Source organism: Boseongicola aestuarii, from assembly GCF_900184815.1.
GTDB classification, from domain to species: domain Bacteria; phylum Pseudomonadota; class Alphaproteobacteria; order Rhodobacterales; family Rhodobacteraceae; genus Boseongicola; species Boseongicola aestuarii.
Map to the genome: position 1 here is coordinate 121,562 of NZ_FXXQ01000001.1, position 14,831 is coordinate 136,392.

15 protein-coding genes are annotated in these 14,831 nt (G+C 51.0%); 13 read left to right on the forward strand and 2 right to left on the reverse strand.

The genetic code is table 11. The annotated features are described in order from the left end of the window. The first annotated feature begins 52 nt into the window (after positions 1-52). The 11 genes from BOA8489_RS20095 (at position 53) to BOA8489_RS00670 (ending at position 10,395) form a co-directional block, all read left to right on the forward strand. Positions 53-238 carry a Flp family type IVb pilin gene (locus BOA8489_RS20095; RefSeq protein ID WP_141138203.1) on the forward strand — a complete coding sequence of 62 codons (186 nt, stop codon included), beginning with the start codon at positions 53-55 and terminating at the stop codon, positions 236-238. Positions 239-262: 24 nt separating this feature from the next. Then, positions 263-442 (forward strand): Flp family type IVb pilin, encoded by a 180-nt coding sequence (locus BOA8489_RS00625; RefSeq protein WP_217897921.1) that lies wholly within the window; start codon positions 263-265, stop codon positions 440-442. Between the two features lie 59 nt (positions 443-501). Next, positions 502-1,335 (forward strand): Flp pilus assembly protein CpaB, encoded by an 834-nt coding sequence (gene cpaB / locus BOA8489_RS00630; RefSeq protein WP_093972052.1) that lies wholly within the window; start codon positions 502-504, stop codon positions 1,333-1,335. A 113-nt stretch (positions 1,336-1,448) separates the two neighbouring features. Next, complete coding sequence (locus BOA8489_RS00635) at positions 1,449-3,365, forward strand: pilus assembly protein TadG-related protein (RefSeq protein WP_176440158.1); 1,917 nt, start codon at positions 1,449-1,451, stop codon at positions 3,363-3,365. Positions 3,366-3,370: 5 nt separating this feature from the next. Beyond that, positions 3,371-3,925: a TadE/TadG family type IV pilus assembly protein gene (locus tag BOA8489_RS00640; protein ID WP_093972054.1), complete on the forward strand. Its 555-nt coding sequence runs from the start codon at positions 3,371-3,373 to the stop codon at positions 3,923-3,925. Positions 3,926-3,993: 68 nt separating this feature from the next. Beyond that, a complete protein-coding gene (locus tag BOA8489_RS00645; RefSeq protein WP_176440159.1) occupies positions 3,994-4,617 on the forward strand; it encodes a TadE family protein in 624 nt (207 codons plus the stop codon). 34 nt (positions 4,618-4,651) lie between these two features. Next, positions 4,652-5,860, forward strand: coding sequence for a CpaE/TadZ family protein (locus tag BOA8489_RS00650; protein ID WP_093972056.1), 1,209 nt, complete (start codon positions 4,652-4,654; stop codon positions 5,858-5,860). Between the two features lie 12 nt (positions 5,861-5,872). Then, on the forward strand, positions 5,873-7,270 hold the full coding sequence (locus tag BOA8489_RS00655; protein WP_176440160.1) for a TadA family conjugal transfer-associated ATPase: 1,398 nt from the start codon (positions 5,873-5,875) through the stop codon (positions 7,268-7,270). A gap of 3 nt (positions 7,271-7,273) precedes the next feature. After that, on the forward strand, positions 7,274-8,254 hold the full coding sequence (locus BOA8489_RS00660; RefSeq protein ID WP_093972058.1) for a type II secretion system F family protein: 981 nt from the start codon (positions 7,274-7,276) through the stop codon (positions 8,252-8,254). An 11-nt stretch (positions 8,255-8,265) separates the two neighbouring features. Beyond that, positions 8,266-9,261, forward strand: a complete 996-nt coding sequence (locus BOA8489_RS00665) for a type II secretion system F family protein (protein ID WP_093972059.1) — start codon at positions 8,266-8,268, stop codon at positions 9,259-9,261. Between the two features lie 510 nt (positions 9,262-9,771). Next, the gene (locus BOA8489_RS00670; protein ID WP_176440161.1) at positions 9,772-10,395 is read left to right on the forward strand and encodes a helix-turn-helix transcriptional regulator; all 624 of its coding nucleotides are present in this window, start codon (positions 9,772-9,774) and stop codon (positions 10,393-10,395) included. Positions 10,396-10,433: 38 nt separating this feature from the next. On the opposite strand, the gene BOA8489_RS00675 is transcribed toward BOA8489_RS00670, so the two are convergent. Next, a complete protein-coding gene (locus tag BOA8489_RS00675; protein ID WP_176440162.1) occupies positions 10,434-11,369 on the reverse strand; it encodes a phosphatase PAP2 family protein in 936 nt (311 codons plus the stop codon). 46 nt (positions 11,370-11,415) lie between these two features. Beyond that, positions 11,416-12,945, reverse strand: coding sequence for a hypothetical protein (locus BOA8489_RS00680; protein WP_141138204.1), 1,530 nt, complete (start codon positions 12,943-12,945; stop codon positions 11,416-11,418). 328 nt (positions 12,946-13,273) lie between these two features. Between BOA8489_RS00680 and BOA8489_RS00685 the strand changes: the two genes are divergently transcribed. After that, positions 13,274-14,332, forward strand: a complete 1,059-nt coding sequence (locus BOA8489_RS00685) for a sterol desaturase family protein (RefSeq protein ID WP_093972063.1) — start codon at positions 13,274-13,276, stop codon at positions 14,330-14,332. 61 nt (positions 14,333-14,393) lie between these two features. Beyond that, on the forward strand, positions 14,394-14,771 hold the full coding sequence (locus BOA8489_RS21020; RefSeq protein WP_093972064.1) for a hypothetical protein: 378 nt from the start codon (positions 14,394-14,396) through the stop codon (positions 14,769-14,771). Positions 14,772-14,831: the final 60 nt, after the last annotated feature.

A 14,831-nucleotide genomic window follows, 5' to 3' on the forward strand; every position in this document is an offset into this window, starting at 1 on the left:
GCCATCGTATGATTAGTAAGTTGAATACCAGTAGTGTAGAAAGGATGGCATAATGTTCGCGATCAAATCACGTAAACAACGAATGAATTTTTTTGAGGAAACAAGCGGTGCCACGCTTGTCGAATATGGAATTGCTCTAATCTTGGCAATTATCGTCGGTGGTACTGGTTTAAGCGCTCTAGCTTCTGAAACGAAGGACAATATGTCTGAAACATCCACCGCATTGAACTACCGTTAATTGAGCGACCATCAGGAGACATTTATGATGAAAAAGTTCAAAAAATATGTGACTGCGAAGAAGTTTGTTGTGGATGCCTCGGGCGCAACGCTCGTTGAATACGGCGTCGCCCTGCTGGTCGTCATCATAGTGGGCGCAACGGCTATCAGCGCCCTTGGCACGGCAGTTGGAAATGAGATCAGCTCGAGCGCAGAAGCGTTTTAAAATTCAAAAGCACTGGCTTGATGAGCTGCGTGCTGGGTAAAAATCAAAGGAGCATTCAAATGCGTATCCGTTCACTAATGATTACTATGGTAGGTGTCGCCGTTGCGGGTGCGTCGGTTTATGCCTCCAAGGAATTCCTTCAGGTCCAACCGGCCACAGCTTCGATTGAACAAAACCCTGGCCTCGTGAGTGTTGTCGTTGCAGGTCAAGACATTGGTTTTGGCACAACGATCGAAGGTCATAAGTTGACGACGATCATGTGGCCTGCCGAAGCTGTACCACCTGGCACGTTCGAAAATTTCTCGACGCTTCTTCCGCAGAACGGAGACGACCCGAGACGTGCCAAGCGTGCAATGGCGCAAGGTGAACTCGTCCTTGCAAACAAAGTGTCTGACTTTGGTGAAAAAGTGACGATCACGCAGACGCTCGGCAAAAACACACGCGCCATGGCGATCAGTGTGAACGCTCAAACCTCGGTCGGTGGTTTCGTGACACCAGGTGACACGGTCGACATTCTGTTGACGCAAGGTGGCGGTGATAGCCTGCGCGCGGTCACCATTCTTCAGAACATTCGCGTTGTTGGTGTTGACCAACAGGCGGACGAAATGAACGAACAAGCCAACGTTGCCAAGACCGTGACGGTCGAAGTGACGCCGGAAGAAGGGCAAAAGCTGGCTCTTGCTCAGCAGGCGGGACGTCTCAGCCTGACCCTGCGCACACTGGACTCGGTCGTCGACGAGCCAATGGAATCGATCCGGCTTTCCGACATCATTCGTGACAAGTCGCCAACCGAGGAAGGTCCGAAGATGACCGTCAAGGTACGCCGCGGCGCGACAGCGATGGAAGAAGTCGAAGTCGCTGAACGTGAAGACGAGTTGCAGATCGTTAACTAGTGAAAAGAGGCGACGCCCGGCACCTGCTCGCCCGGGCGTCGCCTCAATTTTAACGAAAACTTCGAATATTAATCTGGGGGTGGATTGTGGTTATGTTGAATCGAGTACCTGGTATGAACAATTCGAAGTTCAAGAATGACGAGAGCGGCGCGCTGCTTGTGTTCTTCGCTCTGTGTGTCGCAGCCATCTTTCTGATAGCCTCGCTGTCGTTTGACCTTGGCCGCCGCGCGTCAACACAAACCGAACTTCAGTCCTTTGCCGATAACGTCGCACTTGCTGCCGCTGGCGAGCTGAACGGCCAGCCCGATGCGATCCCGCGCGCCATAAAGGCCGCAAACGATCTCATCCGCGACAACTTCACATTCGGTAACGGCGATCGAACGCTGGCGACTTCCGATGACTACGTCCTCACATTCTATGACTCTCTTCCCGATCCGGAAGATGATCCACTGGACCGCCTTTGGCCAACGGCGCTTGATCCTGTACCCGAGATTTCAAGCCGTGTGGCTCGTTTTGCACGCGTTCAAGTCAACTCCGTAGATGTCGATTGGGTGTTCGCACGTCTTTTGACGATCTTCACGTCTGACGGGCTGCCAGACGAGGCTGTTGACGCAGAGGCAACCGCAGGCGCGACAACGCTTACCTGCGACGTTTCTCCGGTCTGGTTTTGTTTGCCCGAAGATTTTGGTGAAGGTGAGGCTGATGCTGAGGACTGGATCGAAGCAAACTACGGTCACACTCTTATGTTGCGGACCGGCGGTGGCGGCAATGGCGGTGGTAACGGTAACAACGGTGGCGGTGGCTCTTGGGTACCTGGCAACTTTGGTTGGCTTGATGTCCGCGAGATGATTCCGGCAGAAGCTCTTGTTGACACGAACGGTAATAACCCGTGCGTGGATTCAGACGGAAAGCCACTGACCGGATCGCCTCTTTATAACTGCCTCATCGGTGCAGAAGGCAGTGTGACGACGTGTTTTCCAAACGGCGACATCGCGTTTTTGCCGGGTCAGCGTAACGGCATCACGCCGGCGATCTTGAACTCACGTTTCGATATGTTCAACGCAACGGCAAAGATCTATCAGGACGACTCGCGCTTCCCAACGGCCGCCGTTACGACCAAGAAATACGCCGAAGGCTCGACATGTGCTAGTCAGTCCGAAGATGACATTCTCGATGCAACGGATTTCCTGCCGGATGATTGCTTTTTCGTAGCCGGATCCGCTGGATGCCAAGACTTCACAAATCCAGTTTCCGGTGGAACAGAAGCGCGCTTTGGTGACGGTGTGTGGACCGACGGTCGTCTCAAGTACGTTGACATCAATTATTCACTTGATTTCGAAAGTCTTGGAAGGCCAATCGAAATTTCCGACATAGATAGCGTTATCAATGGTGTGACTATTTCGGAGGCTGAGGTTGAAGTGTTGTACAGCCTCCCCGGTAACGACGGCTCTGCCTATCACAGAGACGATCCGTTCCGCCCTGACGTATACGAAGCCAATGGAATTACTCCGCTGCCGGCTCCAAATCCAGAACACCTGCAACTTCCAAGCGACGCCTGGCGTTTTGATTACTATCAGGCCGAAATGGCGCTTTCCTATGGCGATAAAACGAACACGGCTACCTTCTTGTATGATGGCACCCCGGGTTCCGGAAGGGTCAATCTCGAGCCGTCGGCAACAGGCGTGAACCTGCTTCCTAAACTCGAAAGAGACGACGGTTCATTCGTCAATCGCCAAGGCTCTACGGTTCCAACCTGCAGCGACAATATCTCGCTGGATCCAGGTCGCCGTACGATTGTCGCGGCCGCGGTGGATTGCTCGCTGGATGGTCCGAACGGCACGATCAATGGTCGCGATACTGGCTTTGCCGAGTCTTATGTCGAAATGTTCATCCAGAGCGTGGTCGGCGGTACGACCACGAACGGCGACATGACGATGTATGTTGAGCTCCTCGATGATGTTAAGGCTGGCGGCGGCAATGACTCTACCAAGCCAGGTATCTTCCGCACACTTGTTCAGCTGTATCGGTGAGTGGCATGATGCTTTCGACTTTGAAATCCAAAGCGGTTCGCTTTTACAAGGACGAGGGTGGCGTTGCGCTTGTAGAGTTCGCGATATTCCTTCCGATTTTTGTGCTGTCCTTCTTCGTGATCGTCGAATTCTCCCGTGTGTTTTTCTCATATCAAGGGGCTATGACGGGTGTCCGAGATGCAGCGCGATATATGGCTCGTGTATACCCTGCAGAGATATGCGCTGGGGCTGCCGACGGAAGTAGCGTTGTGACGAACGTTGTCACGAACCCGGCCGATACAAACAGTGATATCGCATTCCAGATCATCAAGCGTAACATGCACAATGAGAACAACGCCTTTCCTTCACTGGTTAGAGTTGTATCGGTTTCGACGTCATACCGCTGTGTGACTCCTGCCACTGAGGGTACATTCCGCCAGGCAGAAGTGCCGATCGCGCGGGTTTTCGCGGTTGTCGAGATTACTCTCCCATTGGGCGGTATCCTCGAGCTGAATGGCCTGCCACTTCTGCCAAAAATTACCGGCAGAATTGCAGACGAGTCTCGGATTTATGGGGTGTGAAAATGATCAGATTGAATAGCATCCCTCAATTCACACGTCGTTTTGCGAAAGACCAGGCAGGAACGACAATGGTCGAGTTTGCAATCTGCATCTCATTGTTCTTGCTGATCCTTTTCGCGATTATCGATTTTGGTCGCCTCGGTTATAACTGGGTTGTAGCTGAAAAAGGCATGCAGCGGGCCGTACGGATCGCTGCAGTGCGACCGCCGATCTGCCCAGACGTGCCGCTGTTTCACCGTCGCGCAAATCCAAACGAGAGCTTCTACCCTGCGGGCACCTTGTGCCGTAGTGTTGGTGGCCTCTGTGAGGTCGTGAACCGTCAATGTACTTTGAATGCTCCCGATGGAAGCCGTCCCGAGGCTGCCACCGCGGCCAACGAAATCTGGGCCGCCGTTGAAAATCTTCTGCCGCAAGGCTCGACACGGGCAAATGTGTTAATCCGCTACGAGTACGATCAGCGCCTCGGCTTTCTGGGTGGGCCCTATGTCCCATTGATTACGGCCGAGCTGGTTGGACCAAGTGACGGAAGCGATGGATTCAATGACTTATTGTTCACCTTCGTCACACCGCTGTCGGCATTGGCGGCAAACGCGGGCGACAACGATGTTTCAGACATTCCAGGAACCATTCCGTTCCCGGGGATTTCGGTCTCACTACCGGCCGAAGATATGAATTTGGGGTCACGCGGTTAACGCGTGGACTGGGGCAAAAGAAGCGAGCAAAGCAATGAGTGATAGTTCCATTCTTCTGATTTCTGCAGACGACGAGGTTGCGACGAATGTCACCTCGGCGCTGGAGAAAATCGAAAAGGCCCGTGTTAGCCGCGAAAGTTCGTCGGTTTCCCAATTGAACGGCGCCGCTGTGGCAATGGCTGCAGATCATGATGTTGTGATTTTCGCGACAGACCCATCCAATGCGGCCGACCTTACTGCGATTGAGTTGCTCACTGATCAGCGCAAGCCCGGAACGATCTATCTGGCGTTGACCGACGGCGATCTGCCGCTTTCCAAGGCGCGCGCGCTAAGCCGCGCCGGTGTCGACGATGTTTTGCCTTACCCACTCTCCAATGATGAGTTGGTTATGCAAGTCAATGAAATGCTTGCTAAAAAGCGTGCGGAGTTCACTGAATCCTTCAGTGGTGCCGGCGCTCGCAACGGGCATCTCTTTGCCGTGCAGCAGGCGCGTGGTGGGGTAGGCGCTACCACTATTGCCGTCAATCTTGCGGACCAACTTTTGAATAGGAAGGGGGCGTTCAAGAAAGAAGCCGGGAACAAGGTCGTCATCGTCGATTTCGATCTTCAATTCGGCACCGTTGGTGACTTCCTGGATGTTGATCAGCAAGAGGGGCTCTTGCAGCTTGCTTCGGAAAACTTCATCCCTGATGCGATGTGGATCGAGCAATCCATGACCCGTCTGCCGTCGGGTCTTGCGGTTTTGGCTGCGCCTTCAAGCTTTGTACCTCTCGAAGCAATGCAGCCCGCTCAGATCGAAGGGTTGATAAAGACCCTGAAAACGATGTTTGACTATGTCGTCGTCGACTTGCCGCGTGCACTTGTGAATTGGATCGAGCCGGTGTTGGCCGAGACTGACCAACTGTTGATTGTCACCGACATGACAGTCCCCGCAGTGCGAGCAACCCGCCGCCTGATGGAGTTTGTGCTGGCCGACAATGCCCAATTGCCAATTGAAGTCGTTATCAATCACGAAAAGAAGCCAATGATCCTGCGCGAGCATCACAGAGAGGCTGCAAAGGCATTGGACGTGACTTTCCATTACTGGATTGCTCACGATCCCAAAGCGGCGCGCGAAGCGGTCGATTATGGAAAGCCTTTGTCCGAGGTCTCCGCCCGGTCCGACATCGCAAAAGGCATTGCCTTGATGGCAAAATCAATCCTCACAGCGTTCCCGAAAGAACGCGCTGAAGTTCGAGTTTAAGGAGTAAAGTCTATGTTTAAACAATTTGGTAAATCTGACACCTCCAAGCCAGCCGCAAATGTGGTTGGAATGGATGCGGCTTCGGCTGCATCGAAAGTGACCTCGAACGCGCTGCGTTCCTTGGCGACGACAGACAAGGAATTGTCGGATCGCCTTGATCTGAAAAGCCGGCTTCACGAAGCGCTTCTCGAACGTTTGAACCTCAGTGTCATCGACAAGGTTGCAACCGAGGAGCTGCGTCGTGAAGTCGCAAGCCTGGTTCAGACCGTGCTGGCGGAAGAAAAACGCCCGATGCGCACCGAGGACTTTAAGCTGATCGTTGATGAACTGATGGATGAAGTTCTGGGTTATGGTCCACTTGAGCCACTTCTGGCCGACCCGACCGTCAACGACATCCTGGTGAACAGCCATGCGAACGTTTATGTCGAACGGTTCGGTGTTCTCGAGCGGACAAACGTTCGCTTTAGAGACGAGCGCCATCTCCTTCGTATTATTGACAAAATTGTTTCCCAGATCGGTCGACGGGTTGATGAAAGCCAGCCTTGGGTCGACGCGCGCCTTCCAGACGGAAGCCGGGTAAACGCCATCATTCGACCCTGTGCGATTGACGGGCCGTCACTGTCCATTCGTAAGTTCTCCAAGAAACCGCTCCTGCTTGAGAAAATGATCGAGCTGAACTCGATCTCTGAAGAGGCTGCTGCACTCTTGCGTGCGCTTGTGGAAGCCAGAATGAACATTCTGATTTCTGGCGGTACCGGTTCGGGCAAGACGACACTGCTCAACGCCATGTCACGCTCGATAAATGAATCCGAGCGGATCGTAACGATTGAAGACGCTGCCGAACTTCAACTTCAGCAAGAGCACGTTGTTCGCCTGGAGACACGTCCACCAAGCCCGAATGGCACCGGCGCGATCTTCCAGCGTGATCTGGTCAAGAACGCTTTGCGCATGCGCCCTGACCGCATTATCGTGGGCGAGGTTCGTGGCGCCGAAACATTTGACATGCTTCAGGCGATGAACACTGGCCATGACGGTTCGATGACCACAGTCCACGCCAACACAGCCCGCGATGCGCTGTCTCGTATCGAGCAGATGGTTTCGATGCTGGGCCTTGATTTGCCGCTGTCCGCGATTCGAAGCCAGATAGCGTCAGGCATTCACGTCATTGTCCAGCTTAATCGCCTTTCCGACGGTAACCGCAAGGTCATGAGCGTAAGCGAAATCACTGGGATGGAAGGTACCACGATCACCATGCAGGACATCTTCGTCTTCAAGAAAGAAGGCAAAGGCGAGAACGGTGAAGTGCTCGGCAAGTTCATGGCCACGGGCATGCGACCGAAGTGCGCCGAGCAACTACTGGCTGCGGGTGTCGACCTTGGACAGACAAATTTCCTGACGCGGGGGGCATAAATTATGGAACAGATACGAGAGTTTATCGCTCAGATTGATGCTCAATTCGTTGTATATCTTGGCGCCGTGATCGGCGGTCTCCTTGTGCTTGAGGGGCTTCGCCAGCTCTTCTCCCGAAGTGCGGGCGCAGAAGAAGCCAAGAGTAAACGGATGCAGATGATCGCGAAGGGCGCGACGACCGAGCAGATCCTCAAAGTCCTGAAACCAACGGAAAAGCGCAGTTTCGTTGAGCGGCTGCCGTTTGTCGGCGATCTCCCGACGGTGCTGCGTCAAGCGGGCATCACAATGGCGCCTGGGGCATTTCTCGCGACTTGTTTCGCAGCCGCGGTCGCGATCACAATCATTGCCTTCCAGTTTATGAACGCGCTCAATGCGGTTGTACTTGGCTTTATCGTTGGTCTTTTCCTGCCAATCATGCAGGTCAGATTGAAGCGGAACGAACGCCTCGGAAAATTGGTCCATCAGATGCCGGATGCACTTGATCTCATGGCACGAGGGCTGCTCGTCGGCCATCCTCTGAACACATCGCTGAACGCGGTCGCAAATGAGATGCCGGACCCGGTTGGCTCCGAGTTTGGAGTGGTAGTTGATCAGGTGGCGTTTGGTGACGAACTCACGGAAGCTTTCCGCGATTTCGCCGAACGGATCGATCAGGAAGACGTGCACTATCTCGCAACAGCGATTGCCATCCAGCATGGTACAGGTGGTGACCTGGCGCGGGTCCTGAAAGTCTTGTCGCGCACAATTCGTGACCGCATTACGATGCGTAAAAGGATCAAGGCGCTGTCTGCAGAAGGACGTCTAACAGCCGCCTTCCTGAGCTTCATTCCTGTCCTGATTTTTGTTGTTATGCAGATATTGACGCCAAGCTACTATGGTTCGATCGCGAGTGAGCCGGAAGCGGTGCCATTGGGATTCGCAATCGTCACATTGACAATTCTCAATGCCCTGGCGATGCGTAAACTCGTGAACTTTAGGTTCTGAAGGAGACAGTTATGTTTGAGCAAATCACGGCCTTCTTCGCAAATATTGGATCGTCTGGCGGTCTGATCATCATGGGGATATTTATCGGAACGATCATGATCGTTTACGGTTTCTTCGGGGGACTTGTGTCCGCCGACCCCGTTGGACGTCGTTACCATGCGGGTCGGCCGGTCAAACGTCGGTCAAACTTTGACGCTGGCCTTTTGAATAGCGCTGACGTCGACCCCAAGGGCCTGATGAAAGCGCTGCTTCCACAAAGCCGCGAAAAGCGTACACAAGTACGGCGCCAACTGATGAACGCCGGCATTGTCGGCCGAAATGCGGTGGCAAAATACTATACAGTTCGCATCATTCTGGCGATTGCGTTGCCAGCCACTTATCTCGGTTTGATGGTGCTGCGCCAAAACACGTTTGTTCCGCTCCCCGAGTTCTTCACGGACTTCGTCGATGGTCAGAGCCAATTGATGACGTATTACGTCCTGACCGCCTTGGTTGCGTTCGGCTTTTTCGGGCCCGCACTGTGGCTGCGCTCCAAAGTCGATTTACGGCAACTTGAGATTTCCGAAAGTTTCCCGAATGCCCTGGATCTCATGCAAGTATCGGTTGAATCAGGACTTGGCTTTGATGCGGCCATGACCCGAGTATCCAACGAAATGGAAACCTCTGCTCCGGCGATTGCTCAGGAATTCAGATTGGTTCAGCTTGAAATATCGGCGGGTGGTGACCGCGAGAAAGCGCTTCTGGATATGGCCAAGCGTACGAATGTCGATGAGGTCGGGTCCTTCGCCAGCGTCATCCTGCAGTCGATCCAATTCGGAACAAGCGTCTCCGAGGCACTTACAACCTATGCAACCGAGATGCGGATCAGCCGCGAGCTCAAGGCACAGGAAATGGCGAACAAGATGCCTGTGAAGATGTCCGGTATCATGGCGTCTCTCATGCTTCCCGCACTGTTCCTACTGATACTGGGCCCGATCGCAATTCGCTGGATGAATACCTTTTCATAAAGGTCGTTCAGCGCGTTTCAAATTCCTTGGCTTTCTCAAACTAAGCAATGCCTCCCAAAAGGGCGGCGTTGTTTCTGTTGGGGCAAAAATCATACACTTCACACTTAAAAATTCATCCCAGATTGCGGTTTGCTTTACAAATCGGTCCTTATGAGGTGATTTAATTGATCGTTATCAAGGCTTATTCGAAAAGAATGTGATGTGTGAGTGATATCGTGTTCGTTACTTGTTGTTTGGATAGTTAAATGCTTTGGAGCGTAGAAACTAAGTATGTTGAGTAGTGGTAATGATAACGGGCCTTTTCTAGGGAAAAGACTTCGGGTCTTGGACAGCATAGCTAGCTGGTGTGGTGCATTGCACGGTTCAATGCATCTTTCAGATGCTGTAGGCGCAATAGTTCAGGCCGTTGACGCCGAGGTCGGAGTGTTATCCCGGGACTCAATGTCAATGGACCAGGCTCGGGTTGTTGCTTCCTTTGACGGGACACGCGCCGTGCGGGGGGCTGAGACTGTGAAGCGCGCTTACGCGCGAGACGTCCTTGGCTTGTATCACAATAATGCGCGTAAAGGCACGTCGTGGTTGCTGAGCGAATTGCAGGATGATCGGAATTTCAAGAAGACTAGTGACCTGTCTTCATGGAGATTATCGCGAGGTATTATAGATATTGTAGTTGTCGTGCTGGATGCCACGGGAGTTCAGCACGATTTCTTAGAGCTGCACTTTGTCAAACCGTTGAACCGCGAAGCCAAAGAGTTGCTGGACTCGTTGTTTCCTACTCTCGTACGGGCATGGGCGAGGCGCAAATCAGGTCTTGTGACGCAGGCCCAGATAGACGATCGCATTATTGTTGCGCGGGCCAATGCGGAAGCCAGAAGGATAAAGCCTGACGAGGCAATTCTTGGAATATCCAACCCGGCTCGTCTGAGCCGTGCCGAATTCCGTGTATGTTTGCTGATGTCGCGCGGGCTTTCGATAAAGGGTGTAACCGATGAGCTTGGGCTGTCTGAGTCGACAATCCGAAGCCATCTTCGATCGATCTATTCAAAGACCGCGGTAACAGGGGTGGCCGAACTGGTCTATCGACTGGTCTCAAATACAGCAGACGACCGACCCGCGAGCCACCGGAGCATTTGAAAATGCTGTTCCACAAGAATCTGAGATAAAGAAAATTTCTACAAGCGCTCTGGGGACTTAACCCTAGCTGGTTTAACAACGATTTTCTTAGCAAGCCAAGCGCTGAACAAAAAGACAATTAATCCAGCGACCACATCGGCGATATAATGAGCTCCCTGTAGTAGAATTGCTGGCAACATCGGAATGTTGAATAAAAACAGTGGCCAGCCCGCAACGGTGCGCCATGCGTAGACTATAACCAAAAGCATCATCACAGTATGGTAGCTTGGAAAAGCGATCAAGCCGAGTGTCGTTGTAGGAGGAACAGAGCTTGGCCCCTCAGAAATGCGACGTAGCATTTCTTTTTGATAGCTGGAATCAACAACTATCGTCATTTCGATATTGGACTCGTTTGGAATTGTCTGACTGATTGCCGGGCCAAAACTGGGCCAGATCATCCATATTGTGACTGTTATGAACAAAGACACAGCCGCCGTCGCAAGATACCGGTAAAGAGGAATACCAGCACCTGAGAACGCAAGCACAGCCATCACGATTACTAGTTGATAAAGAGAGGTGCTGTAAACAATAGCGAGTGTATTCCCAACGTCAGGCCAAGCAGCCAACCAAACTATTGAATTGGACCAATTATAACTGAGAAAATCATCAGATGCCTGTAAAATTGGATCAAGCCGCAAGGCATCAACGGGAAATCGCATTTCGATTAGGTTTGCGACACTTGTCACAAAAATCAAGTACAGGCCCAGAGCAATAAGAAATCTCGCAAAAAGTTCCGATTGGTGGCGAATTCGCATATAAATGCCAAGCAAGATTAACCCGACCTGTAAGGCAAATGCTAATGCAGTTAGGCCATGTTCAATATTAACGCTTTTGCTGATGGCTACAGCGGGCCATAACAGGGATAGCAGCCCAGCTATTGCTCCGAACGCGACCTCTGATCGGTTCAGAAATTTACCCGTCTCGTATATTCTCATTCTTGATTGGCCTAGCTCCAGAAGTGGAACATCTTTCTGTAAGTGTTTAGGGAAGTCCAAATCGCGGCGCAAGATACTCCAAAACAAATAGCCCGAACCCGTTTTCCGGGTTTTTGAAGACTTCGGGCTTAATGAATACATAGCCATCCGACAGTAATTTTGAACCCAGTTCGGCAACTAAGAAATCCTCTGGATATGATGTGGGATGCGGAAGCGGAACGAGAGAGATTTTTTTACTCCTGAATGAATGAGCGAAATCCCATTTGTTGTGACCAATTATCGCCGATTTCTGGGGCAACCGAGCAATAATGGGGTCAGCTTTTCCAAGAAAGTCTACTATATGATGTCTAGGCGCATGGTAACCCACACCTAGCCAGAAAAGTCCTATTGAGCCTTCAGTTGGGTCCACTTTTCTTGACGCGCTAACAACTACTTTAATTTGTTGCAGATCAAACCGGTCACTGTGATTATGATCGCTGACATCCAAGGTGTATTGTCCAACCGCGATGGCAAATGATGTTACCAGCAGTGGGGTCACAAACCCCCTTGATGCCGTGAACTGAATTCTTAGTTGATCTAGCCTTTCGATTGCCAGAATCGCAATAATTGGGAAATAAATCAGAAAGAAGCGACCGTCGGAGTATATGTCACCCCCGACGTAAATGACATAGGCAGTGTGCAGCAGCGCGGATAACACTAGTAAACGTCTAATCCCATTTTTCGGGAGCGTTACAGCGACAAATGCCAAGAGGATCGGTGTAATGCCCGCGTTGGGAACAGATAGAATGTAGTTAATTCCGTTCGCAAGCCTTTCACTCAGTTCACCAATCTTCAAATAGTAAGTATTTGGCCAGATATCGCCGTAATACACCTGCATACCTACCAAATAGGTAATCGGAATAAAAAGTAGCACAAATAGGATAATGTATGTGCTGAAAAGGCGATGCCGCCCTTCCGTTAACAGCCAAACGATCACATAAATGGCGATGGTTGGAGCGCTATCGACTCTAGCGATGAATGAAAGTGAAGTTAGGACCAGCGCCGAAGTGGGAACCGTAAGATAACCGCGCCGGTCGGATGCTCTGACCGACAGCACCGCCGCAAGCGTCAGCAAGAGCATTTGTGGAATATGTTCCCATCCGGATGTGCCGTAGAACTGTATCGCTGGGCTGAGTGAGATAAACACAACGCCCGTTAGTCTCAGTATTGCGGTTTGCAAGACGGATGATGCCAGGGATATGGTTATTGCCGTAAAAGCACTGCTCAGGCCGATCAACGCCGGCATCACGCACCACTCCGGCAAAACATACAAGGAACTTAGTATAATTGGCCAAAATAGGCTCGTATTTGCTGCTATAGCCTCCTCGGCATTATAGTAAGGAAAACCTGTTTCGTAAAAATTTCTCGCGACGCGCTGCGTGATCATATGGTCATCTAGAGTATGCCAATAGATATCGCCGTCGACGGCTACATGGGCGAAAACGCCAAATGCCAATATGAGAATGAAGGCCAGAAGTACCGTAAATGCAAACATTCTCCGGGCGGAAAATCCATTCAAATTATCTTGCTTAGACATACGGGGAAATCCGTTTGGTGTCATCAGTTTGAGGCCAACGAGCTCTTCTTCTACCGAGACTTTCAATAAGGGCGTTTGGAGGCTCAAAACAGGTGAATCTTTGCAACACTACAACTGTATGCCTACGCAGGTAATCGATACGACGCTCTGACTTTCAATGTTTGAAAGAAGATCCGCAGATTCATCGTTTTTGCCCTTGTCGGCCGAGGATTTGTAAGTAGGCAAATTTTTGGTATGAAATGGAAAGAAAATTGTATCGTGCTTGACCGGTCTCTCAAGTTGCCAAAATTTTCGAGAGTATGAATAAAGATATTACCGCGAGTATCCAATGATATTAGACAGCATCCAAAACGGGTTTATCGAACAATTCGTTGCTCCTTTCTTGCCCTCCAAGAGCCTTTTTTACCTCTACCTTGGTTCCGCACTTCTAATCTCGACCCTTACATATATTTGGTTTTCGTATCGCGAGGAGGCAAATCGCCCTGACGGCATTTCGAAAGGTCTTTGGGGATATATTTTTGACAAAGATGTCTGGCTCCATAGATCAGCTCGCCAAGATTACATTTTCTTTGTTGTCAATGCACTGATCTACCATGGGATATTGGCTCATTTTTTGATTTCAGGTCATGTTGCATTCGGCGCAATCGATAATGGGCTTGTTTTCTTTTTCGGCGTTCGAACCCAACCATTCTTTGAGCCATCACTTGCAACCACGATTGCGTACACAACTGCGGTAATTCTCGCCGTGGATTTCGCAATCTACTTGACACACTACATCCAGCACAAATTCCCTCCATTGTGGCATTTTCATTCTGTGCATCACTCGGCGGAAGTTCTTAATGTGATCACAGTATTCCGCCAGCATCCGGTCGACTTGTTTTTTACAGGCACGTTTATCGTAGTGCTGTCGCAATTAGCTTTTGCAGGATTTACCTATATGACAATGGTAAAGCCAACCGAAATCCTAATTCTTAATGTGAACGTTGTTCTCTTCGGATTCTTCCTGTTTGGTTATAATCTGCGACACTCACATATATGGTTAGCCTACCCGGCGATTGTGTCGCATATTCTTATTAGTCCTGCCCAGCATCAAACTCACCATTCAGTCGATCCAAAGCATTTCGATCGCAATTTTGGTTTCATTTTTGCTTTCTGGGACTGGCTATTTGGAACGCTTTACGTGCCGCGCGGCTTTGAAAAGCTGGAATTCGGCATTTGCAGAGAAGAACCCAATCCGTATGAAACTCTTAGCGAGATTTACATTTTGCCCTTTAAGCGCGCATGGGTTGAATTGAATTCGAGTGAGGTTAGGATACGTTCGGTCGTCGCAATTGCAGCGTCAGCGATAGTCGGGATTTGCTTGGTGTTATTTGCCTTCGCCAACTGACCTGCCTCCCTGAAAGCCCCGCTTTAGGCGGGATACTGTTCTCCGACGAAGTAGATAGATTATGAAGGAGGCTTCTGCGAAGATCTCGACGAAACCGTTATCCGTGGGTTTTTCGGCACAATGTACTGCCATTCGGTTCTTCGGTGTTTTGGGAGCTTTAGCGTCGCGTTCGATGTCAACTCGCGACCATTGTCGCTGGCCGCTTCGTCAGGATAGCAGTGCAGCAAAGCGGTGCAAAAAAGAAACATGTCCCAATGAAAAGCTGATTGATTGCCTGCGCGATGCCCTTAATCTGGTTGCGCCGTCACAAATCAGCTTCAACCAAAAACCCCCAGATTTCAGCCTCGCTGGCAAGCCGTCAGCGGAATATGCTAACCGGTCAGAGATGGTCCAGAAATTTAAGGCCAGACAGGTCAAGGGAGGCCAAAACCTGAATTAAACTACCTAATCTGGCCCGCTCAATTGGGAGCATGACAACATCATCAGTCTTCTAGCCAGT